Annotated in this window: 21 protein-coding genes; 11 read left to right on the forward strand and 10 right to left on the reverse strand. The window is 67.7% G+C overall.

Going from position 1 to position 19,657, the window contains the following annotated elements; genetic code table 11:
* The first annotated feature begins 76 nt into the window (after window positions 1-76).
* The 3 genes from ACIRRA_RS33600 to ACIRRA_RS33610 all read left to right on the forward strand — a co-directional run bounded on the left by ACIRRA_RS33600 (window position 77) and on the right by ACIRRA_RS33610 (window position 3,257).
* Window positions 77-1,210: a class I SAM-dependent methyltransferase gene (locus ACIRRA_RS33600; protein ID WP_402776630.1), complete on the forward strand. Its 1,134-nt coding sequence runs from the start codon at window positions 77-79 to the stop codon at window positions 1,208-1,210.
* Window positions 1,211-1,289: 79 nt separating this feature from the next.
* Complete coding sequence (locus tag ACIRRA_RS33605; RefSeq protein ID WP_402776777.1) at window positions 1,290-2,216, forward strand: LLM class F420-dependent oxidoreductase; 927 nt, start codon at window positions 1,290-1,292, stop codon at window positions 2,214-2,216.
* A 183-nt stretch (window positions 2,217-2,399) separates the two neighbouring features.
* Complete coding sequence (locus ACIRRA_RS33610; protein ID WP_402776632.1) at window positions 2,400-3,257, forward strand: Bax inhibitor-1/YccA family protein; 858 nt, start codon at window positions 2,400-2,402, stop codon at window positions 3,255-3,257.
* 91 nt (window positions 3,258-3,348) lie between these two features.
* On the opposite strand, the gene ACIRRA_RS33615 is transcribed toward ACIRRA_RS33610, so the two are convergent.
* From ACIRRA_RS33615 to ACIRRA_RS33625, 3 genes are all read right to left on the reverse strand, one after another.
* A complete protein-coding gene (locus tag ACIRRA_RS33615; RefSeq protein ID WP_402776634.1) occupies window positions 3,349-3,687 on the reverse strand; it encodes a DUF1330 domain-containing protein in 339 nt (112 codons plus the stop codon).
* Window positions 3,688-3,887: 200 nt separating this feature from the next.
* Window positions 3,888-5,105 carry an acetyl-CoA C-acetyltransferase gene (locus ACIRRA_RS33620; protein ID WP_402776636.1) on the reverse strand — a complete coding sequence of 406 codons (1,218 nt, stop codon included), beginning with the start codon at window positions 5,103-5,105 and terminating at the stop codon, window positions 3,888-3,890.
* Between the two features lie 196 nt (window positions 5,106-5,301).
* Window positions 5,302-5,766, reverse strand: coding sequence for a hypothetical protein (locus tag ACIRRA_RS33625; RefSeq protein ID WP_402776638.1), 465 nt, complete (start codon window positions 5,764-5,766; stop codon window positions 5,302-5,304).
* A gap of 81 nt (window positions 5,767-5,847) precedes the next feature.
* Here ACIRRA_RS33625 and ACIRRA_RS33630 point away from each other — a divergent pair, with 81 nt between their 5' ends.
* Complete coding sequence (locus ACIRRA_RS33630) at window positions 5,848-7,236, forward strand: cystathionine beta-synthase (protein ID WP_356995699.1); 1,389 nt, start codon at window positions 5,848-5,850, stop codon at window positions 7,234-7,236.
* Between the two features lie 153 nt (window positions 7,237-7,389).
* On the opposite strand, the gene ACIRRA_RS33635 is transcribed toward ACIRRA_RS33630, so the two are convergent.
* Window positions 7,390-7,950 (reverse strand): DUF6529 family protein, encoded by a 561-nt coding sequence (locus ACIRRA_RS33635; protein ID WP_402776641.1) that lies wholly within the window; start codon window positions 7,948-7,950, stop codon window positions 7,390-7,392.
* Window positions 7,951-8,019: 69 nt separating this feature from the next.
* On the opposite strand from ACIRRA_RS33635, the gene ACIRRA_RS33640 reads away from it, so the two are divergent.
* The 3 genes from ACIRRA_RS33640 to ACIRRA_RS33650 all read left to right on the forward strand — a co-directional run bounded on the left by ACIRRA_RS33640 (window position 8,020) and on the right by ACIRRA_RS33650 (window position 10,841).
* A complete protein-coding gene (locus tag ACIRRA_RS33640) occupies window positions 8,020-8,418 on the forward strand; it encodes a hypothetical protein (RefSeq protein ID WP_402776643.1) in 399 nt (132 codons plus the stop codon).
* A 363-nt stretch (window positions 8,419-8,781) separates the two neighbouring features.
* Window positions 8,782-9,384 (forward strand): transglycosylase SLT domain-containing protein, encoded by a 603-nt coding sequence (locus ACIRRA_RS33645; RefSeq protein WP_402776645.1) that lies wholly within the window; start codon window positions 8,782-8,784, stop codon window positions 9,382-9,384.
* Window positions 9,385-9,635: 251 nt separating this feature from the next.
* On the forward strand, window positions 9,636-10,841 hold the full coding sequence (locus ACIRRA_RS33650; protein WP_402776647.1) for a hypothetical protein: 1,206 nt from the start codon (window positions 9,636-9,638) through the stop codon (window positions 10,839-10,841).
* 63 nt (window positions 10,842-10,904) lie between these two features.
* Here ACIRRA_RS33650 and ACIRRA_RS33655 read toward each other — a convergent pair whose 3' ends face one another.
* Window positions 10,905-11,249 carry a DUF6401 family natural product biosynthesis protein gene (locus ACIRRA_RS33655; protein WP_356995704.1) on the reverse strand — a complete coding sequence of 115 codons (345 nt, stop codon included), beginning with the start codon at window positions 11,247-11,249 and terminating at the stop codon, window positions 10,905-10,907.
* 74 nt (window positions 11,250-11,323) lie between these two features.
* Complete coding sequence (locus tag ACIRRA_RS33660; RefSeq protein WP_402776650.1) at window positions 11,324-12,499, reverse strand: acyl-CoA dehydrogenase family protein; 1,176 nt, start codon at window positions 12,497-12,499, stop codon at window positions 11,324-11,326.
* Between the two features lie 272 nt (window positions 12,500-12,771).
* Here ACIRRA_RS33660 and ACIRRA_RS33665 point away from each other — a divergent pair, with 272 nt between their 5' ends.
* Window positions 12,772-13,917, forward strand: a complete 1,146-nt coding sequence (locus ACIRRA_RS33665; RefSeq protein WP_356995706.1) for a cystathionine gamma-synthase — start codon at window positions 12,772-12,774, stop codon at window positions 13,915-13,917.
* A 264-nt stretch (window positions 13,918-14,181) separates the two neighbouring features.
* Here the strand turns inward: ACIRRA_RS33665 and greA are convergent, their stop codons facing one another.
* Together greA and ACIRRA_RS33675 are read right to left on the reverse strand one after the other, a co-directional pair.
* Complete coding sequence (gene greA / locus ACIRRA_RS33670) at window positions 14,182-14,673, reverse strand: transcription elongation factor GreA (protein WP_154789804.1); 492 nt, start codon at window positions 14,671-14,673, stop codon at window positions 14,182-14,184.
* A 244-nt stretch (window positions 14,674-14,917) separates the two neighbouring features.
* Window positions 14,918-15,334, reverse strand: coding sequence for a DUF4307 domain-containing protein (locus ACIRRA_RS33675; RefSeq protein WP_356995707.1), 417 nt, complete (start codon window positions 15,332-15,334; stop codon window positions 14,918-14,920).
* Window positions 15,335-15,562: 228 nt separating this feature from the next.
* On the opposite strand from ACIRRA_RS33675, the gene mca reads away from it, so the two are divergent.
* The 3 genes from mca to ACIRRA_RS33690 all read left to right on the forward strand — a co-directional run bounded on the left by mca (window position 15,563) and on the right by ACIRRA_RS33690 (window position 17,810).
* Window positions 15,563-16,465, forward strand: a complete 903-nt coding sequence (gene mca, locus ACIRRA_RS33680; protein WP_402776779.1) for a mycothiol conjugate amidase Mca — start codon at window positions 15,563-15,565, stop codon at window positions 16,463-16,465.
* Window positions 16,462-16,776 carry a hypothetical protein gene (locus ACIRRA_RS33685; RefSeq protein ID WP_402776653.1) on the forward strand — a complete coding sequence of 105 codons (315 nt, stop codon included), beginning with the start codon at window positions 16,462-16,464 and terminating at the stop codon, window positions 16,774-16,776. The genes mca and ACIRRA_RS33685 overlap by 4 nt, the downstream gene beginning before the upstream one ends.
* Window positions 16,777-16,910: 134 nt before the next feature.
* The gene (locus ACIRRA_RS33690) at window positions 16,911-17,810 is read left to right on the forward strand and encodes an alpha/beta hydrolase (protein ID WP_402776655.1); all 900 of its coding nucleotides are present in this window, start codon (window positions 16,911-16,913) and stop codon (window positions 17,808-17,810) included.
* A gap of 10 nt (window positions 17,811-17,820) precedes the next feature.
* Here ACIRRA_RS33690 and ACIRRA_RS33695 read toward each other — a convergent pair whose 3' ends face one another.
* Both ACIRRA_RS33695 and ACIRRA_RS33700 read right to left on the reverse strand, forming a co-directional pair.
* Window positions 17,821-19,053, reverse strand: a complete 1,233-nt coding sequence (locus ACIRRA_RS33695) for an FAD-dependent monooxygenase (RefSeq protein WP_402776657.1) — start codon at window positions 19,051-19,053, stop codon at window positions 17,821-17,823.
* A 126-nt stretch (window positions 19,054-19,179) separates the two neighbouring features.
* Window positions 19,180-19,647, reverse strand: a complete 468-nt coding sequence (locus ACIRRA_RS33700) for a VOC family protein (RefSeq protein ID WP_402776659.1) — start codon at window positions 19,645-19,647, stop codon at window positions 19,180-19,182.
* Window positions 19,648-19,657 lie beyond the last annotated feature (10 nt).

Consider the following 19,657-nt stretch of genomic DNA (forward strand, 5'->3'; position numbering starts at 1 on the left):
GCTCGGTCAATTCCGCAAAAAGGCCAGCGACCGTGCCGAATGGAATACTTCGGCAATGATCTAGCACACTGTAGGTGTGGTTGAGGTCGAGGACGTATTGGGCCGGTTACGGCGGTATCCGGATGTCGAAGCGGTGAACCTGTATGCGGTCGATGCCGCCGACCGCCTCATGCTGGATGTCGCCGCGGATTCGCTGGCCATCGCCGGGGACGGGCGGGTGGCCGTGATCGACGACGGCTACGGGGCATTGACCCTGGGGGCGATCGCCGCGCACGACCTGCACGAGGTCCGGGTGCATCAGGATTTGCTCACCGGTGAATTGGCGCTTGCCAACAATGCCCGAATTGTCGGTCTAGCCGATCGCTTTTCGACCCGCGAATTGGGCGCGGGATTGCTCGCCGATGTCCGCGTGGTGCTGTGGCGGCTGCCGCGAGCCCTGTCCGGCCTGGCCGAAACCGCCGAGGCCATCGCGCGCTGGGCCGCACCCGATGTCGAGGTCTTCGCCGGCGGCCGCGACAAGTACCTGACCCCCGCCATGAACGAGGTACTCGCCGAATCCTTCGGCTCGGTGCGCGCCACCCGCGGCCGCCAGAAATCTCGCATCCTGCTCGCCGCCGAGCCCAAAATCGTTGGCGAGCCCCGCTTTCCGATCCGCAACCGGCTCGACGACCAGGGCCTGGAGGTGGTGGCCCACGGTGCGGCCTTCTCCGGCCCGCGCCTGGACATCGGCACCCGCTTCCTGCTCGACCACCTGAAGCGGATGAAGCCCGATGCCCGCGATGCCATCGATCTGGGTTGCGGCACCGGCATTCTCGCCGTCGCACTCGCCAAGTCCCGCCCCGGTATCCGGGTGACGGCGACCGACCAGTCCGCGGCCGCGGTGGCCTCCACTCGCGCCACCGCAGCCGCCAACGGCGTCGCCGACCGCGTCACCGTGCTGCAGGACGACGCCATGTCCAGCGCCCCCGACAACAGCGCCGACCTGGTGCTGTGCAACCCGCCCTTCCATGTCGGCGCGGCCGTGCACACCGGCTCGGCCATCAAGATGTTCCAGCAGACCGGCCGGGTGCTGCGCCCCGGCGGCGAGCTGTGGACGGTCTACAACACCCACCTCAACTATCGAGGCGTGATGGAGCGCATGGTCGGCAGAACCGATGTGATGGGCCGCAATCGCAAGTTCACCGTGACCCGCTCGGTGCGTCCGTTGTGACCCGCCGAATACGCCCGCCCACTGTGACCCGCCGGATGCACAGCTTGCAGGACGTCGAACAATAGGGCGCATGGGACGAATCGATCTTCGAATCTTCACCGAACCCCAGCAGGGCGCGTCCTACGACACCCTGCGCACCGTTGCCAAGACCGCCGAGGACCTCGGCTACGACGCCTTCTTCCGGTCCGATCACTACCTGAAGATGGGCGACGCCGACGGCCTCCCGGGCCCCACCGACGCCTGGATCACCCTCGCGGGCCTGGCCCGCGAGACCCGCCGCATCCGGCTGGGCACCCTGGTCACCTCGGCCACCTTCCGCCACCCGGGCGTGCTCGCCATCGAGGTGGCCCAGGTCGACGCCATGTCCGGTGGCCGCGTCGAATTCGGTTTCGGCGCGGGCTGGTTCGAGGCCGAGCACGCCGCCTACGGCATTCCGTTCCCGGCCCAGCGGTTCCCGCGCTTCGAGGAACAGTTGGCCATCGTCACCGGTCTGTGGTCGACGCCGGTCGGCGAGACCTTCTCCTTCGCCGGTGAGCACTACACGCTCACCGATTCCCCGGCGCTGCCCAAGCCCGCGCAGCCGCGTATCCCGGTCATCATCGGCGGCATGGGCGCCGCGCGCACCCCGCGCCTGGCCGCGCAGTACGCGACCGAGTTCAACGCGCCGTTCCAGTCGGCGCAGGACAGTGCCGAGCAGTTCGAGCGAGTCCGCAAGGCCGCCAAGAACGCCGGCCGCGATCCGCACGACATCACCTTCTCCAACGCGCTGGTCGCCTGTGTCGGCGCGAGCGATGCCGAGGTGGCTCGGCGCGCGGCCGCCATCGGGCGCGAGGTGGACGAGCTGAAGGCCAACGGCCTGGCCGGCAGCCCGGACGAGGTGGTCGAGAAGATCGGCCGCTATGCCGAGATCGCCGGTACCAGCCGGGTTTACCTGCAGATTCTGGATCTGTCCGATCTGGATCACCTGGAGCTCATCGCGACTCGCGTGATGAGCCAGCTGGGCTGAGACCGGCTTCCGGAGCGGCCGGACCACGGCTCGTCGGTCGGCGCATTCAGTAAAGCTGAGGTAAAGTCCGCTCCGTCCGATCTGTGGGGGTTCGGGAACTCCGGACCCCCACGGCGCGTTGGACGAGTAGCTTCAATGGCCACGACCGACGTGAGCCGCGACTCCAGAAAGGGACGCACCGAAATGCGCTCCACATCCAACCCGGTCTTCCGGAACTTGCAGCCGCAGCAGGGCGGCTACGCCGGCTTCGGCTCGGCGCCTGGAGCCGGACAGTTCCCTAACAACCCGTACGGCCAGCAGCCGCAGTACCCGGGCTACCAGCAGCCCTACCAGCCGGCCGTGCCGACCACCCGCCCGATGACCATCGACGATGTCGTGCAGAAGACCGGCATCACCCTCGGCGTGGTCACCTTGACGGCGATCCTGTCCTACGCGCTCACCTCGGCCAACCACGGCCTGGCCGGGCTGTTCCTCGCGGTCGGCGGCCTCGGCGGCTTCGCGCTCGCCATGATCATGACCTTCGGCCGCAAGCAGGACAACCCGGCCCTGGTGCTCAGCTACGCGGCGCTGGAAGGCCTACTGCTGGGCTCGTTCTCGTTCCTGTTCACCAATGTGCAGTTCGGTGGCGTCGGTGGATCCGGCCTGATCGCGCAGGCGGTGCTGGGCACCTTCGGCGTCTTCTTCGGCATGCTCGTGGTCTACAAGACCGGCGCGATCCGCGTCACCCCGCGCTTCACCCGCATGATCGTCGGCGCCATGATCGGCATCCTGGTGCTCATGCTCGGCAACCTGGTCGCCAGCTTCTTCACCGCCGACGGCTTCGGCCTGCGCTCGGGCGGCACCCTCTCGATCGTGTTCAGCCTGGTGGTCATCGGTGTCGCGGCCTTCAGCTTCCTGCTCGACTTCGACGCCGCCGACCAGCTCATCCGGGCCCAGGCTCCGGAGAAGGCGGCCTGGGGCGTGGCGTTCGGTCTGACCGTCACCCTGATCTGGCTGTACCTCGAAATTCTGCGCCTGCTCAGCTACTTCCAGGACAGGTAGTCCGGGAAGGGCTGACGCACAGCTGAATACATGAGCGGCGGGCATCGGAATCCGGTGCCCGCCCGCTGCTGTGTAGCCAGCCTGAGAGCGTTCAGTCGTTGGTCACCACCTCCTTCAGGACGTCGGTGGCGACGTGATTCTCGCCGCAGTCGGCGGCCAGGACCCCGACACTGGAGCAGTTGCGCAGGCGCAGCGGCAGGATCTCCTGGTAGGCGGCCGACTCGTACCAGTCGGTCACGGCCTGATAGTCGGGGAACTCGATGACGATGACGCTCGCACTGGCCGGGCCCTCGATCACCCGCTGCGTGCCGCCGTGCACGATGAACTTCCCGCCGTAGGGCGCCAGTGTGCCGTCGATGCGCTCCAGGTATTCCACGATCTCGGCATTGATGTCGACGTCCCACAGGTTGGCGATGGCGTAGGCGGGCATTTCAGGCTCCTCGTTCGGATTGCTTTGCTGCCCTTGATATTTCCGCCCGCCGGGAACGAAGTCGATTACCCGCCTGGTAAAGCCGACTCCCGAGGGGTGCGGGAGCATAGCCCCACCGTCCCTCGAACGACTTGGGCCGCCCGACCACAAGGTCGGGCGGCCCAACTAATTCCGTAGCTCGGCTGCGGGTATCTCCTGCCTCAGCTCAGGCGCTCGATGATCATCGCCATACCCTGGCCGCCACCGACACACATGGTCTCCAGACCGAACTGCTTGTCGTGGGTCTGCAGGTTGTTGATGAGGGTCGCGGTGATGCGGGCACCGGTCATACCGAACGGGTGGCCGAGGGCGATGGCGCCACCGGAGACGTTCAGCTTGTCCAGGTCCATGTTCAGCTCGCGGGCGGAGCCGAGAACCTGCACGGCGAAGGCCTCGTTGATCTCGTACAGGTCGAGGTCGTCGATGGTCATGCCCGCGGTCTTCAGGGTGTTGCGGACCGCCTGGATCGGGCCGAGGCCCATGACCTCCGGGGACAGGCCCGAGACACCGGTGGCCACGATGCGGGCCAGCGGGGTCAGGCCCAGCTCGCGAGCCTTGGTGTCGGACATGACGACCAGGGCGGCCGCGCCGTCGTTCAGCGGGCAGGCGTTGCCGGCGGTGATGGTGCCGTCGGCGCGGAAGACCGGCTTCAGCTGCGAGATCTTCTCGTAGGTGGTGCCGGCGCGCGGGCCGTCGTCGGTGGTGACGATGGTGCCGTCGGGCAGGGTCACCGGGGTGATCTCCCGCTCGAAGAAGCCGGACTTGATGGCCTCCTCGGCGCGGTTCTGCGAGCGCACGCCCCAGTGGTCCTGGTCCTCGCGGGAGATGCCGGTGTAGGTGGCGACGTTCTCCGCGGTCTGGCCCATGGCGATGTAGACGTCCGGGAGGATGTCGTCGTTGCGCGGGTCGGTCCAGGTGGCGTTGGACTCGGCGGTCGCCTTGGTGCGGGCCTCGGCCTCGGCGAACAGCGCGTTGTGCGAGTCCGGCCAGCCGTCGGCGGTGCCCTTCGGGAAGCGGGAGACGGTCTCGACGCCGGCGGAGATGAACACGTCGCCCTCGCCGGCCTTGATGGCGTGGAAGGCCATACGGGTGGTCTGCAGCGAGGACGAGCAGTAGCGGTTGACGGTGACGCCCGGCAGGGCGTCGTAGCCCAGCTGCACGGCCACGGCACGCGCCATGTTGAAACCGGCCTCACCGGCGGGCTGGCCGCAGCCCAGGTGCAGGTCGTCGATGTCGGAGACGGCGAGCGAGGGCACCTTGTCGAGGGCGGCGCGCACCATCTGTGCGGCGAGGTCGTCCGGTCGCATGCTCACCAGAGAACCCTTGCCAGCGCGGCCGATGGGCGAGCGGGCGTACGAAACGATGACGGCCTCAGCCATGAGGACTCCTTTTTTGCCGGGGTGATCCTCTTCGAATTTACGACGGGGGTGTTCCGGCTCAAACATCCGGTATGCCCGTATCCCAACCACTGAACTGTGGGATATCGCTCACTCTCGCAGCTCTCGTGCCGCGCTGCCGGCCGGCACCGCGGCACGGACAGGTTCGAAGGTGGGCAGGAACAGCGATGAAGGCGAGTCACCCGAGGACGTCGAAGGCGCTGTGCGCCGGGATGTTCGGCATGTCGGTGTAGACGGTGACGATGATGTGCCCCGGCCCGGTGTTCTGGAACAGGGCGTAGTGCTCGCTGCCGTAGAAGCCGGCCAGCACGGGAACTCGATATTCGCCGGCGGCGCCGGTGTCCATGTTCCGCCATGCGACGGTTGCCACGGTGATGCACTGCGGGGCGAAGCTGTACTCGCCCGGATCGAACCCGGCGACCGGCAGCGCCTGGATGTTGATGATCGCCCGGCTGGGCCACTGCGGGCCGGTGTCGGCCCAGGACCGGATATTGCCGCCACAGATCAACGCATCGTGATAAACGCTCGGGACCTGCGGGAATTCGACGGTTGCGGCCTCCGCGGGCGCGGCCGCGACGATCATGGTCGCGAGGCCGGAGGCGGCGAGCAGGGAGGCGGCGGGCACGCTCGTCGGCATCCTCATGGGGCCGATCGTAGTTCGCCGCGCCGTGATATCTCCGACGTGCGCGTGGGCGCGTATCTCCTTTCTGCAACGATAAGGGGTATGCGCATCGCTAACCATGTCGTCGATCTGATCGGAAACACCCCGCTCGTTCGTTTGAACTCCGTGGTGGGTCCGAACTCGGGACTGGTGGCGGCGAAGGTGGAATACCTGAACCCGGGCGGCAGCTCGAAGGACCGCATCGCCGTCAAGATGATCGACGCCGCCGAGAAGGCCGGGCTGCTGAAGCCCGGCGGCACGATCGTCGAACCGACCTCCGGTAATACCGGTGTGGGCCTCGCCCTGGTCGCGCAGCAGCGCGGCTACAAGTGCGTGTTCGTCTGCCCCGACAAGGTCAGCGAGGACAAACGGAACGTGCTGCGCGCCTACGGCGCCGAGGTCGTGGTCTGCCCGACCGCGGTCGCGCCGGAGGATCCGGACAGCTACTACAACGTCTCCGACCGCCTGGTGCGGGAGATCCCGGGCGCCTGGAAGCCGGACCAGTACTCCAACCCGGGTGGCCCGGAATCGCACTACGAGACCACCGGTCCGGAGATCTGGCGCGACACCGAGGGCAAGATCACCCACTTCGTGGCGGGCGTCGGCACCGGCGGCACCATCACCGGCACCGGCCGGTACCTGAAGGAGATCTCCGGCGGCAAGGTCAAGATCGTCGGCGCGGACCCGGAGGGCTCGGTCTACTCCGGCGGCACCGGCCGCCCCTACCTGGTCGAGGGCGTCGGCGAGGACTTCTGGCCCACCGCCTACGACCCGGCCATCCCGGACGAGATCATCGCGGTCTCCGACGCCGACTCCTTCGAGATGACCCGTCGTCTGGCCCGCGAGGAGGGCCTGCTGGTCGGCGGCTCCTGCGGTATGGCCGTGGTGGCCGCGCTCAAGGTCGCCGAGCGCGATCCGGACGCCGTGGTGGTCGTGCTGCTGCCGGACGGCGGTCGCGGCTACCTGTCCAAGATCTTCAACGACCAGTGGATGAGCTCCTACGGCTTCCTGCGCACCCGCCTCGACGGTTCGGACACCGAGGTGCACGTGGGAGATGTGCTGCGCGGCAAGTCCGGTGAGCTGCCGGACCTGGTGCACACCCACCCGCAGGAGACGCTGCGCGACGCCATCGAGATCCTGCGCGAGTACGGCGTCTCGCAGATGCCGGTGGTCGGTGCGGAGCCACCGGTGATGGCGGGCGAGGTCGCGGGTTCGGTCACCGAGCGCGATCTGCTGTCGGCCGTCTTCGAGGGCCGCGCCAAGCTCACCGACCCGGTCGCCAAGCACATGAGCCCGGCCTTCCCGCTCATCGGCGCGGGCGAGCCGGTCGCGGCGGCCACCAAGCTGCTGGAGTCCACCGACGCTCTCATGGTCGTCGAAGACGGCAAGCCGGTTGGCGTCATCACCCGCCACGACCTGCTTGGTTTTCTCAGCACCGGCGCCCTGTCCTAGGTCGCAGCCGATAATTTGCCGCCCGCCGGAACTGCAGCTGGTTCCGGCGGGCGGACTGCTTTTCGCGGCCGCGATTCATGGCCTGGGACAAGCGAATACGCTTCCGCCCTCGAGATCACAGCGCCGGGATTGCGAGATAACTGCGCTGTTACCTCATCTCGCGAATCCGACGGTGCGGAACCACCAGAGCGACGTCAGCGTCCATGCCAGCACGAAGCTGGTGAAGACCAGGCCGCCGAGGATCGGCAGCAGCCAGCCCGGCGTCCGCTTCAGCCGCAGTGTCAGCATTTTCGAGGCGAAGGCGCCGTAGAACAGCACGCCTGCGACGGAGTGCGCCATGACCCGGCCCGTCACGCCCCGGCCGAACTGGAAGCCGAAACTGTAGAGGCAGTAGAAGGCAACCGGCAGGCTGAGCAGGAAGGCCAGCACGCCGGACAGCCGGTGGTAGATGTGCACCGATCGCGGCGCGTGGAAGCGGTAGATCCAGACGGCGGTGAGCAATTGGCCGCCGATCAGCAGGAGCACCACGCTGCTCAGGTACGCCTTGAAGACCTGTGGCGCGGAGAAGCCCCAGGTGGGCAGGGGCTGGGTGCCGGGCCAGTAGTGGGTGCCGGCCATCCCGAGCGCGATCGCGACCGCGGCGCCGGCCAGCAGCACCGGCACCGCGATCAGATTGCGCCGAGACGCGGTGAAAACGTCTGTCAGCAAGGACATCTCGCCTCTGTGAATGGTGTTGTCGGAAGGGGGCATTGGAGATACCGCCACGGGTTACAGCGGTCGGGTGTGTCCTTCGCGGTGCGGGCGGGGCTCGTCGGCACGGCATTCCGGTGGCCGGAACGGTGGGTCCGTTGGGCCGTCAGCGCCTCGGTGACCCGGCTGAATGCGGTGGTCGGGTCCCGATTCCGGGCATGCGCCGTTGTGACGCCTCCATATCGTGTGACGATTGTGACGAATGTGATTTGTGATGATCAGTGTGAATTTGCTGCGCTGTTACCTTCGGAATGTGAAACGCCGATGAACGCCGAGAAATCAGACAAATATCGGTATATCGCGATCTCGGGGCGATATTTTTCTGTGATCCGAAACACTTTGCGTTTTGAATTGAATGACCAGGTCAGCGCTTGTATTAATGCAGGTCCCGGCGTTGCCCAACGGGTCAGTTCACCTTCTGTTCACTTTTGATTCAGGCTGTGTTCACAATACGCAATCAAGCTGTGACCTTGTCGGAAACAGACCGCAAGTCTGAATGGCGCAAGGAGATGTGAACACACATGCGGAACGTGATCACAACATCGGTGCGATGAGGCACCGCGGCCGGAAGGTCGCAAGGTCTCCACTGCACTCCGCGCAGTGTGCCAATCCAATTGACCCATACCGGGTTTCACAACAGCACACAACAGCCCGAGGTACGCAGGCGGGCGCCGTGAGACGCCCATACTGCGCTGCCTTCTTCAGGCCCGCGAGCCCGAAACCGAACAGGAATCCAAATTCGCCATGCCCACGAATGTTATGACTGCTCTGAGTGACCCTGCTAGACGTAGCAAATTGGTTGCCGCCGCTCGTACCGCCGGCGCCGCCGCCCTCGCCCTGGGTGTCTTCGGCTCCATCATCACCGCCGCCGGCGCCGCCGCCAGCGGAGATGTCCAGCCGGCCGCGCTGAAGGCCTCCCTGGCCGTCGCCGCGCCCGCCGCCGCTCCGGCCAAGGAGCAGCCCGCCCCTGCCCCCGCACCCGCGGCCGCCGTCGCGGCTCCTGCCCCGGCGCCCATGCCGGCCCCGCTGCCCGCTCCCGAGCCGGCTCCGGCCCCCGCGCCGCCCGCCCCCGTCTACGAGGACAACCTGGACGGCTGGATCCACCACGCGCTGGACATCATGTCGCAGCACGGCATCCCGGGCAGCTACGACGGCATTTACCGCAACATCATTCGCGAATCCAGCGGCAACCCGCAGGCGATCAACCTGTACGACTCCAACGCGGCCATGGGCATCCCGTCCAAGGGCCTGCTCCAGGTGATCGACCCGACCTTCAACGCGTACCACGTCGACGGCACCGCCTTCGACGTCTGGGACCCGGTCGCCAACATCGTGGCTGCCTGCAACTACGCGGCGCACCGCTACGGCTCGATGGACAACGTCTTCAGCGCCTACTGATCCGGTCCGGCGACGTACCGGACGACACCGCGATGGCCTGCCCGATGAGGGGCGGGCCATCGCTGTCGTATCGGCCCGCGGTCCCTGTCGCCGGCGTCTTGGTGGCGGTCGTACCGCCATTCGGCTAATCACAGGCATCTGATTTGGCAACTATTTCGCAAACGAGCAATCTCGACGATCGACCAGGCGTATAACGACCCCGAAGAGCAGTTCCGGCACACGGCCGGAACAGATAGCGAAGGGACGGGGTCATGCACACCTCGAGTTCGGCTATCGATATCCAGTTCGGACAGGGTCTCTCGAATGCGTGGAGTTCCATCGCCACGTGGGTGCCCAAATTCGTCGGGTTCCTGGTCATTCTGCTCATCGGCTGGTTCGTGGCCAAACTCGTGGCCAAGCTGGTGACCCGGATCCTGAACCGAGTCGGGTTCGATCGGCTGGTGGCACGCGGCGGCATCAAGGACATGCTGGCCCGCGGTCGTTACGACGCGACCGGCATCATCGCCAAGCTGGCGTACTACGCGATTCTGTTGATCACGCTGCAGCTCGGCTTCGGCATCTTCGGCCCGAACCCGGTGAGCACCATGCTCAATGGCATCGTGGCCTGGCTGCCGCGGCTGGCGGTCGGCATCGTCATCGTCTGTATCGCGGGCGCGATCGCGCGCGTCGTGCAGGACATGGTGTCGAACATGCTGAGCGGTCTGGACTATGGCCGCATGCTGGGACGCATTGCGGCGGTGTTCATCTGGGGCATCGGCATTATCGCGGCCCTCAATCAGATCGGGGTGGGGACCTCTGTCACCATGCCGATCCTCATCACGGTGCTGGCGACGATCGCCGGTGTCCTCATCGTCGGTCTCGGTGGTGGCCTGATCCGGCCCATGCAGGAGCGGTGGGCGGGCTGGCTCGACGCCATCGAGGGCGAAATGCCCGAGGTGAAGGGGCATGCGCAGGCCTATCAGCGGGGCCGTGAGGATGCGGCCCGCCAGCGGCAGGCGCGTGAGGAGGCCATGTGGGCGCAGCGCTCGGCCACCCGGCCCATGATGGCGGGGCAGGGCATGGGCCAGATGCCTCCGGGCAAGTGGGCAGAGCCGCCGGGCGGCCAGGCGGGTTACGGGCAAACGGGATACGGCCCACAGGGCGGCCACGGACCGGCCGGCGGTGGCCAGATGCCGCCGCCGCAATCCGGGCAGATGCCGCAGCAGCCTGGGCAGATGCCTGGACAACCCGGGCAGATGCCGCCGCAGCAGCCTGGGCAGATGCCGCCTCAATCCGGCCAGATGCCTGGACAACCCGGGCAGATGCCGCCGCAGCAGTCCGGGCCGATGCCGCCCCAACCCGGCCAGATGCCGCCGCCCGGACAGCCGATGCCGCCCGGACAGCAGCCCCCGCATTCCAGCGGGCAGATGCCATGGCCCGGCAGCCAGGACCAGGGCGATCGCGACGACATGGGCTGATCCCACGCCGTCGGAAACCGAGCAGCCCCGGGGATTCCACCCCGGGGCTGTTTCATGGTGATGTCAGGAGGCGCGGGCCAGGGAGCAGACGCCCGCCAGGCGCAGGTGGAGCCAGTCGGCATCCTGCCAGTCGAGCAGGGAGTGGGGGAGGATGGCCTCGGCTTCGCGCAGATCCTCGAGGATGCCGCGGGCGTAGCCGGCCAGCAGGACACTTGCCGGGACGAGGTTGGAGTTCTCGACGCCGAGGTCGAGGATGTCGCGGACGGCCGCGGCATGCTGATCGATCGCTGCGGACACACCGGGGAATACGGCCGCGGCCTCTGCGGCGGGGGCTCCGTGGGTGCGCTGCAGGCGGTTCAGGGTTTTACGCGCCGAAACGACGAGCAACGCGGAGCCGGGCACAAACACCCGGTGATGCTAGCAATCGACCGGCACCTCGGGGACCGGCTGTGACATATCGCGCAATCGACCGGAACTTCCGCTCAGCGGAACGCTTTCGCGCCTGTCAGGGCCTCGCCGAGGACGAGCTGGTGCACTTCCGCGGTGCCCTCGTAGGTGAGGACGGACTCCAGGTTGTTGGCGTGCCGCAGCACCGGGTACTCGAGGGTGATGCCATTCGCGCCCAGGATGGTCCGGCACTCGCGCGCGATCTTGATGGCCTCGCGGGTGCTGTTCAGCTTGCCGGCGCTGATCTGCTCGTTGGAGATCTCGTGCCGGTCCTTCAACCGGCCGAGGTGCAGCGCCAGCAGTTCGCCCTTGCCGAGTTCCAGCGCCATGTCGGCCAGTTTGGCCTGGGTGAGCTGGTAGGCCGCGAGCGGCTTGTCGAACACCTCGCGCGTCTGCGCGTATTCGATTGTGGCGGACAGGCAGTCGCGGGCCGCGCCGAGCGCGCCGAAGACGATGCCGAACCGCGCCTCGGACAGGCAGCCCAGCGGTGCGCGGAGTCCGCGGGCCTCGGGCAGCAGGGCGTCGGCGGGCAGCCGGACGCCGTCGAGGGAGAGTTCCGCGGTGATCGACGCGCGCAGCGACAGCTTGTGCTTCATCTCGCGAGCGCTGAAACCCGTTGTGTCCGTGGGTACTACGAATCCGCGGATCACATCCCGCTCACCCTCGCGCGACTGCGCCCACACGATGGCCACATCCGCGACCGACCCGTTGGTGATCCACATCTTCGACCCGTCGAGGATCCAGTCGTCCCCGTCCCGCCGCGCCCGCGTCCGCATGCCGCCCGGATTCGAGCCGAAGTCCGGCTCGGTCAGCCCGAAGCATCCGATCATCCGGCCCGCCGCCATCTCCGGCAGCCACCGCAGCTTCTGCTCCTCGGACCCGTACTTGTGGATCGCCGTCATGGCCAGCGACCCCTGCACCGAAACCATGCTGCGCACACCCGAATCCACGGCCTCCAGCTCCAGGCAGGCCAGCCCGTACGCCGTGGCCGACGTCCCCGCGCACCCGTACCCGTCCAGATGCATCCCCAGCAGCCCGAGCTTCCCCAGCTCCGGAGCCAGCTCCCGCACCGGAAACGTACCCGCCTCGAACCACTCCGCCACCCGCGGCCGCAATCGCTCCGCCGCGAACGCGCGCACCGTACCCCGGATCGCCCGCTCCTCGTCACTGAGCAGGGAATCGATAGCGAACAGCTCGTCCACGGTGACCATGCGCCCCACGATAAGACCGCCCCCACCCTGCCTACAACGCCGCGCCGCACCCCACCCGAACACGGCCGCCACCGCATGACACCGGTGTCATGCGAACGCAACAACTGATTTCGCGAGGTGGGGGTAACTCGCCGGGTACGACCGAAATCGGTTCGGCACCCAACCGCCGGCACGGGTTGTCAACAGCCGACGGCTCTCTGCCGTCCGCTGAATATTCGGGGAGGCGGGGGAGCGGCGGGGGAGCGAGGCGGGGGTGCCCTTAGGCTGTCCGCATGAGTGATCAGCTGGGTTTCTCCACACGGGCGGTGCACGCCGGGTTCGATCCGGACCCTCAGACCGGTGCGGTGAACGTGCCGATCTATGCGAGTTCGACGTTCGCCCAGGACGGGGTCGGCGGGATGCGTGGCGGGTACGAGTACGCGCGCACCGGGAACCCGACCCGCACGGCGCTGGAGGCGAACCTGGCGGCGCTCGAATCCGGTAGCTACGGGCGGGCTTTCGCCTCGGGTATGGCGGCCACCGACTGCGCGATCCGCGCGAATCTGCGGCCCGGTGACCACATGGTGATCCCGAACGACGCGTACGGCGGGACCTTCCGGCTCATCGACAAGGTGTTCACCCAGTGGGGGATCGAGTACTCGGTCGCGCCGGTGTCGGATGTGGACGCGGTCGCCGCGGCCATGCGGCCCAACACCAAGCTGGTGTGGGTCGAGACGCCGACCAACCCGCTGCTGAACGTCGGCGATATCGCGGCCCTGGCCGAGGTGGCGCACACGGGCGGCGCGAAGCTGGTGGTGGACAACACCTTCGCCTCGCCCTACCTGCAGCAGCCGCTGCTGCTGGGCGCCGACATCGTGCTGCACTCGACCACCAAGTACCTGGGCGGGCACTCGGACGTGGTGGGCGGCGCGCTGATCACCGACGATCAGGAGATGGACGCCAAGTTCGCGTTCCTGCAGAACGGTGCGGGCGCGGTCCCCGGCCCGATGGACGCCTTCCTCACCATGCGCGGCATCAAGACGCTGGCCCTGCGCATGGACCGGCACTGCGACAATGCCGAGACCATCGCCGAATTCCTCTCCAACCACCCCAAGATCGCCCAGGTCATCTACCCCGGCCTGCCCGAGCACCCCGGCCACACCGTGGCCCAGAAGCAGATGCGCCGCTTCGGCGGCATGATCTCGGTCCGCGTCCACGGCGGCAAGGACGCGGCCCTCGCCTTCTGCGCCAAGACCAAGGTCTTCACCCTCGCCGAATCCCTCGGCGGCGTCGAATCCCTGATCGAGCACCCCGGCGCCATGACCCACGCCTCCACCGCCGGCTCGGCCCTCGAGGTCCCCGCCGACCTGGTCCGCCTCTCCGTCGGCATCGAGGACATCAGCGACCTCCTCTCCGACATCGAGCAGGCGCTCGCCTGAGCTGGACCGCCTCCCCGGGCCTTCAGTGGGCGGCCGGGTGACGTATCCGATCACGCACCCGTGCCGGCGGTCGGGAGCCGAACCGATTTCGGTCGTGCCCGATGAGTTACCCGGAACCTCGCGAAATCAGTTGTCGCGTTTTGGAAAGAAACGAAGCGCCGCACCATTCTTGGTGCGGCGCTTCGTCGTGTCGCGGCTGGTGCCGACAAACATTGCGGCCCCGGAGTCCGTGTGGACCGGGGCCGCGAATCCGTCGGTCGTAAATCAGCTGTGGTAGGGCTCCGCGGAGACCAGCGTCACCTTCATGGTGTTGCCGTTGGGCAGGGTGTATTCGCGGGTTTCGCCGACCTTGGCGTTGATGAGGGCGCCGCCCAACGGGGAGTTGGGGGAGTAGGTCTCGAGGTCGGCGCTGCCGAGGCCCTCTTCGCGGGTGGCGATGAGGAAGGTTTCGGTGTCGGACTCGTCACCGTCGTAGTAGACCTTGACGACCGAGCCGGGCAGGGCGACGCCGGACTTCGTGGGCGCGATGCCGACCTTGGCGTTGTTCAGCAGTTCCTGCAGCTGGCGAATGCGCGCCTCCTGCTGGCCCTGCTCTTCACGGGCCGCGTGGTACCCGCCGTTCTCCTTGAGATCGCCTTCTTCACGGCGCTCGTTGATTTCGGCCGCGATGACGGGACGGTTGGCGATGAGCGCGCCGAGTTCGCTCGTGAGCCTTTCGTGCGACTCCGGGGTCAGCCAAGTCACGGTCTCAGTCATCTCGATCACTCCCTAGTAGTTGTCCCCGGCAAGCCGGGATTCCCTGATGCCCGCTACCGTGGCCATCCGGAGATGGGCACAGCAGCAGTGGACAGCCAGAGCGATCCCTGGGGAGAGTCCCGACAGCGCCGGCCGTCAATGCAGCAAACACGGCTCCGAACGCCGGAACCGTGTATCGCGTCATTTTAGCACGATTCGGAAAGGTGCAGGTAGAAGCGTCAAAGCGGGTCGCCCAACGGACGATTCACCCGGCGCGCAGGTAGGCCGGCACATGGTCGCTGCACCCGTAGACATTACCGGCGCCGGCCCGTCGGGTGGTCTTGATCGTGGTCACCACCCGGACGGTGCCGGCGTCGGAGCCGGGCACCAGGATCTCGCGGCGGCCGACCTCGTCGGTGTCGCCGTCCATGGCGCGCACGAAGCAGACGACCGCCTGGCCCGGATCCTTGCGTGTCACTTTGAAATCCACGCTGACCGTGGAGTCGTCGACGATCGTGTAACCGATCCGATCCGGTTCGACGGCCTGCGGCCCGTAGGTGCGGTAGCCCAGATAGGAGACGCCGAGCCCGGCGAGGATGACGACCGCTCCGAGGGCGTAGGGGAGCCAGCGGCGGGTCTTCCGAGGCGCAATCCCGTACCGGTCAGCCGGTCTTTCACTCATATCGGGGACGCTCCCGGGGGGTAGGTCGGAACAAACAACGATCGGATGGAACTATAGGGAATGCATATCTGATGCCTGTGCCTGGACTCGGCACGTGCGGTCAGGGTTCGGAGGAGGCAGCTTGCGTAACCACGTAGGGCCCCTGCACGTGCCAATTGATACAGCTCGACGCTACGAGGTGGAAAACGTGATCGGTGAGGTGAACGAGAAGTGAGTGGTCTTCGCCTCATGGCGGTGCACGCGCATCCCGACGACGAATCCAGCAAGGGTGCGGCGACCACCGCGCGCTATGCCGCCGAAGGCAATGACGTGCTGGTCGTCTCCCTCACCGGTGGGGAACGCGGCGACATCCTGAATCCCGCCATGGACACCCCCGGCATCAAGGACCGCATCACCGAGGTCCGCCGGGAGGAGATGGCCGCCGCCGCCGAGGCGCTCGGCGTCCGCCAGACCTGGCTCGGCTTCGTGGATTCCGGTCTGCCGGAAGGCGATCCGCTGCCGCCACTGCCCGAGGGCAGCTTCGCGCTGGTGCCCTTGGAGGAGGCCACCGAGGCGCTGGTGCGCGTGGTCCGTCAGTTCAAGCCGCACGTCATGACCACCTATGACGAGATGGGTGGCTACCCGCACCCGGATCACATCATGTGCCACAAGGTGTCGGTCGAGGCCTTCGAGGCGGCGGGCGATCCGGAGCGGTTCCCCGACGCGGGCGAGCCCTGGCAGCCGCTCAAGCTGTACTACAACCACGGTTTCAGCCTCACCCGGCTGGAGGTCTTCGCCGACGAGTACGCGCGCCGCGGCGAGCCGTTTCCCATGCAGGACTGGATGGACCGTATGCGCAAGTACGCCGCCGAGCGCGGCGACATCATGGCGCGGGTCACCACCCAGGTCGAGTGCGCCAAGTACTTCCCGCAGCGTGACGACGCCCTGCGCGCCCACGCCACCCAGATCGACCCGAACGGCGCCTTCTTCGCGATTCCGCTGGAGATGCAGCAGCGGCTGTGGCCCACCGAGGAGTTCGAACTGGCCAAGACCCGGGTCAAGACCGCGATCCCGGAGACCGACCTGTTCGCGGGAATCGACGAGGCCGATTCCGGCTTCGACACCGCCGACACCGAGGACGCCGCCCGATGATGCTCACGCTGCTCGCCCAGGGCACCAATTCGCCCACCGGACCCGAGTTCGGCAAGGCGTCCCCGCTGGGTCTGGTCATCGTGCTGGTGCTGCTGGCCGGCACCATCCTGCTCATCCGGAACATGAACAGGCACATCAAGAACCTGCCCGCCGAGTTCTCCCCGGAACACCCGGAGGCCGACCAGGAGGCCGACGAGGGTACCGAGCACGGCATCGCGGCGCGTGAGGATCATGAGGCCGCGCGCGCGGAGGACACCGAGTCCGAGCCGCACAGCGAGAACAAGCCGGAAGCCACCAACGGCACCGCCTGAATCTCCCCGGATATCCCACGACCCCGGTCCGGTGACCGGGGTCGTGGCATATCCGGGAGCGGCCGGAACAAACGGCGGGCGGGCAGGGTTGTCGGCCGCGAGATCGAAACGATTGGAGCGGAAGGGGAATCGCCATGCCGAGCCCGGAGATGCGGGAGCATATCGAGCTGTTCGAGCGGCGCCGGGTGACGCGGCCCGCGACGCCGCCGCCGATCGAGGAGTTGCGGGCCAATTTCCTGCCCGCGGGCAAGCGGTACGAGATTCCCGATGATGTCCGAGTGAGCGCGGTGTCGGCGGCGGGCGTGCCCGCGCACTGGCTGGATGCGCCGCGGACCTCGCCGGATCGGGTGCTGGTGTATGTGCACGGGGGCGGGTTCTCGCTGGGCTCGCTGGACAGCCACGGTGAGTTGGCGGCGCGGCTGGGGCGGGCGTCCGGGACGCGGGTGTTGTTCCCGGAGTACCGATTGGTGCCGGAGCATCCGTACCCGGCGGCGGTGGAGGATATCCGGGCGGTCTGGCGCTGGCTGCGCGAGGAACAGGGTGTGGCCGCGAATTCCATTGTGCTGGCGGGTGATTCGGCGGGCGGCAATCTCATCGCGGCATTGCTGCTGGAACTGCGCGATGCCGGGGCGGCGCTGCCCGCGGCAGCCGTGCTGCTCTCGCCCACGTTGGATATGAGCGCTTCCGGGGCCTCCGTGACCGAGCTCGACGGCCAGGATGCGATCTTCACGGCCGGCATGCTGCGGGGCGTATTCGCTGCCTACCTGAATGGCGCTGATCACCGAATTCCTTCGGCCTCACCGCTTTTCGGTGACCCGGCCGGCCTTCCGCCGCTGCTGATCCAGGTCGGCACGGCCGAACTGCAGCTCAGTGACTCCGAGGGCTTCGCGGCCGCCGCGCGGGCCGCGGGCGTCGATGTGACGCTGTCGCTCGGTGAGGGTCTCCCGCACGTCTACCCGAGCATGCGGGACACCCCGGAGGCGGCGGCCGCCACCGACGAGATCGCGGCCTTCCTGCGCAAGCATCTCGGCTGAGGCCGGGAATTCAGACCAGCGTCTCGGTCTCGTACACGGGCAGCCGGTAGTCCTCGGCCTTGGGCTCGAACAGCTTCCGGGTCAGCGGAAGCAGCGGGCCCGAGGTCATGATCCGCATATTGAGCCGGCCCAGGGCGGTCAGGACCTTCGACTTCGGGAGCATCATCTGGATGCCGCCGCCGGGAAGTTCCTTGGCCGCGTCCAGGAACGGGGTCACCCGCTCCTCGTAGCGGGCCAGCGCGCCGGGCAGATCGTCCGGGGTCGCGGCGATTTCGCCGGTCAGGATGTACGCGCCCACCAATGCCATCGCCGTGCCCATGCCGGTCAGGGGGGAGCCGCAGTAGCCGGCGTCGCCGGCCAGGGTGACCCGCCCGGCAGCCAGGGTCGGCATGTCGATGCGGGCCAGCACGTCGAAGTAGAAGTCGGGTGCGCCGGCCATGGCCGCGAGCGCGGTGGGTGCGTGCCAGCCGGCCTCGGCCAGCATGTCGGTGATGAGGCGCTGCTGGGCGGCGACATCGCGGCGCAGCGCGGGGTTCTCCGGGGTGCGGAGGGTCAGGATGGCCTTGGCGGTGCGCGGGTCGCGGTCGGGGCGGATGCCGACGGCGGCGCTGGGCACCGAGTGCATGGCGAACCAGCCCGGCTTGGTGTCGGCGGGGGTGGGCATGGTGAAGAAGGCGGTGTAGCCGCCCAGGTATGTGGAGAACTGTTCCTCCGGCCCGAAGGCGAGGCGGCGGACCGCCGAGTGCACGCCGTCCGCGCCGACCACCAGATCGAAGCGCTCGGTCGCGCCGGAGCCGAAGCCGACGGTCACGCCGGTGTCGTCCTGGTCGAGGGTCTCGATCCACTCGCCGTAGCGGTAGTCGAGCTTGCCCGGGGTTTCGGCCAGCAGGTCCAGCAGCACCTGGTTGAGGTCGCCGCGGGTGATCTCGATTTCGGCGACCGGGCCCTTGCCGTCGAAGGCCTCCACCGGCAGGGCGGCGTATTCGGTGCCCTTGCGGTCGACCCAGGCCATGCCCAGCTCTTCGAGCTGGTATTTGCGGATGCCCGGCATCAGGCCCATGCGCTCGGCGACCTCCTTGCTGGCGGCGCGCAGGTCGACGGCCTGGCCGCCGGGGCGGGGCGCGGTGGCGCGCTCCACGACGGTGACCCGGGCTCCGGCCCGGAGCAGTTGCAGCGCAACGGCATTGCCGGCGATGCCGCCGCCGGAAACGAGGATGTGCAGCGAGTTGGCGGTGGTGTTCATGGTGTCGGGCCTCTCGGTTGGGTCTAACGTCTGAGACAAATGTACTAAACGACTGGCACGCTTGTCTAGTACAAATGTCTTAGCGATATCTACCTGGGAATATGTACCTTCGAGAGGGTTCGGCGCTCAGCCGAGGGTCGGGGTGTCGTAGACGCTGAAGCCGCCCTTGCCGTCGGTGTCCACCCCGAGGAAGCGATCCGCGCGGAAGGGGTTGTTGGCCAGCAGCCGCACCACGGTGTCGTCGGGGTCGGCGAGATCCAGGACCGCGCCGTACGGGCCACGATCGAACACCTCGCCGCGGGTGTACTCCAGTTCGTCGGCACGGGCGGCGAAGGCGTGCAGGTCGTCGACCGACTCCACCTCCAGTGCGAAGACGTCGAAGCCGCGGAAATCCGGTGTGCCCGCACAGTATTCGCGCTCCCACAGCGTGATGCCGAAGCCTGACGGGTGCATGAGCTGTGCCCCGCGCAGCTCACCCTCCTCCCGGAACTCGCCCGCCAGGCGCAGATCCAGCAGGTCGCAGTACCAGGCGACACTGCGCGCAAGGTCGCTGACCGGCAGTTTGACGTGGCGGATGCGGGCCAATCCGGCCATGGTGCCTCCT

Source organism: Nocardia sp. NPDC101769 (assembly GCF_044766925.1).
GTDB lineage: Bacteria > Actinomycetota > Actinomycetes > Mycobacteriales > Mycobacteriaceae > Nocardia.

Coding starts and splice junctions, on each gene's coding strand:
- ACIRRA_RS33610 (WP_402776632.1), top strand. CDS start 2,400: ATGCGCTCCACATCCAACCCGGTCTTCCGGAACTTGCAGCCGCAGCAG.
- ACIRRA_RS33615 (WP_402776634.1), bottom strand. CDS start 3,687: ATGCCCGCCTACGCCATCGCCAACCTGTGGGACGTCGACATCAATGCC.
- ACIRRA_RS33620 (WP_402776636.1), bottom strand. CDS start 5,105: ATGGCTGAGGCCGTCATCGTTTCGTACGCCCGCTCGCCCATCGGCCGC.
- ACIRRA_RS33625 (WP_402776638.1), bottom strand. CDS start 5,766: ATGAGGATGCCGACGAGCGTGCCCGCCGCCTCCCTGCTCGCCGCCTCC.
- ACIRRA_RS33630 (WP_356995699.1), top strand. CDS start 5,848: ATGCGCATCGCTAACCATGTCGTCGATCTGATCGGAAACACCCCGCTC.
- ACIRRA_RS33635 (WP_402776641.1), bottom strand. CDS start 7,950: ATGTCCTTGCTGACAGACGTTTTCACCGCGTCTCGGCGCAATCTGATC.
- ACIRRA_RS33650 (WP_402776647.1), top strand. CDS start 9,636: ATGCACACCTCGAGTTCGGCTATCGATATCCAGTTCGGACAGGGTCTC.
- ACIRRA_RS33660 (WP_402776650.1), bottom strand. CDS start 12,499: ATGGTCACCGTGGACGAGCTGTTCGCTATCGATTCCCTGCTCAGTGAC.
- ACIRRA_RS33665 (WP_356995706.1), top strand. CDS start 12,772: ATGAGTGATCAGCTGGGTTTCTCCACACGGGCGGTGCACGCCGGGTTC.
- greA (WP_154789804.1), bottom strand. CDS start 14,673: ATGACTGAGACCGTGACTTGGCTGACCCCGGAGTCGCACGAAAGGCTC.
- ACIRRA_RS33675 (WP_356995707.1), bottom strand. CDS start 15,334: ATGAGTGAAAGACCGGCTGACCGGTACGGGATTGCGCCTCGGAAGACC.
- mca (WP_402776779.1), top strand. CDS start 15,563: ATGGCGGTGCACGCGCATCCCGACGACGAATCCAGCAAGGGTGCGGCG.
- ACIRRA_RS33685 (WP_402776653.1), top strand. CDS start 16,462: ATGATGCTCACGCTGCTCGCCCAGGGCACCAATTCGCCCACCGGACCC.
- ACIRRA_RS33690 (WP_402776655.1), top strand. CDS start 16,911: ATGCCGAGCCCGGAGATGCGGGAGCATATCGAGCTGTTCGAGCGGCGC.
- ACIRRA_RS33695 (WP_402776657.1), bottom strand. CDS start 19,053: ATGAACACCACCGCCAACTCGCTGCACATCCTCGTTTCCGGCGGCGGC.
- ACIRRA_RS33700 (WP_402776659.1), bottom strand. CDS start 19,647: ATGGCCGGATTGGCCCGCATCCGCCACGTCAAACTGCCGGTCAGCGAC.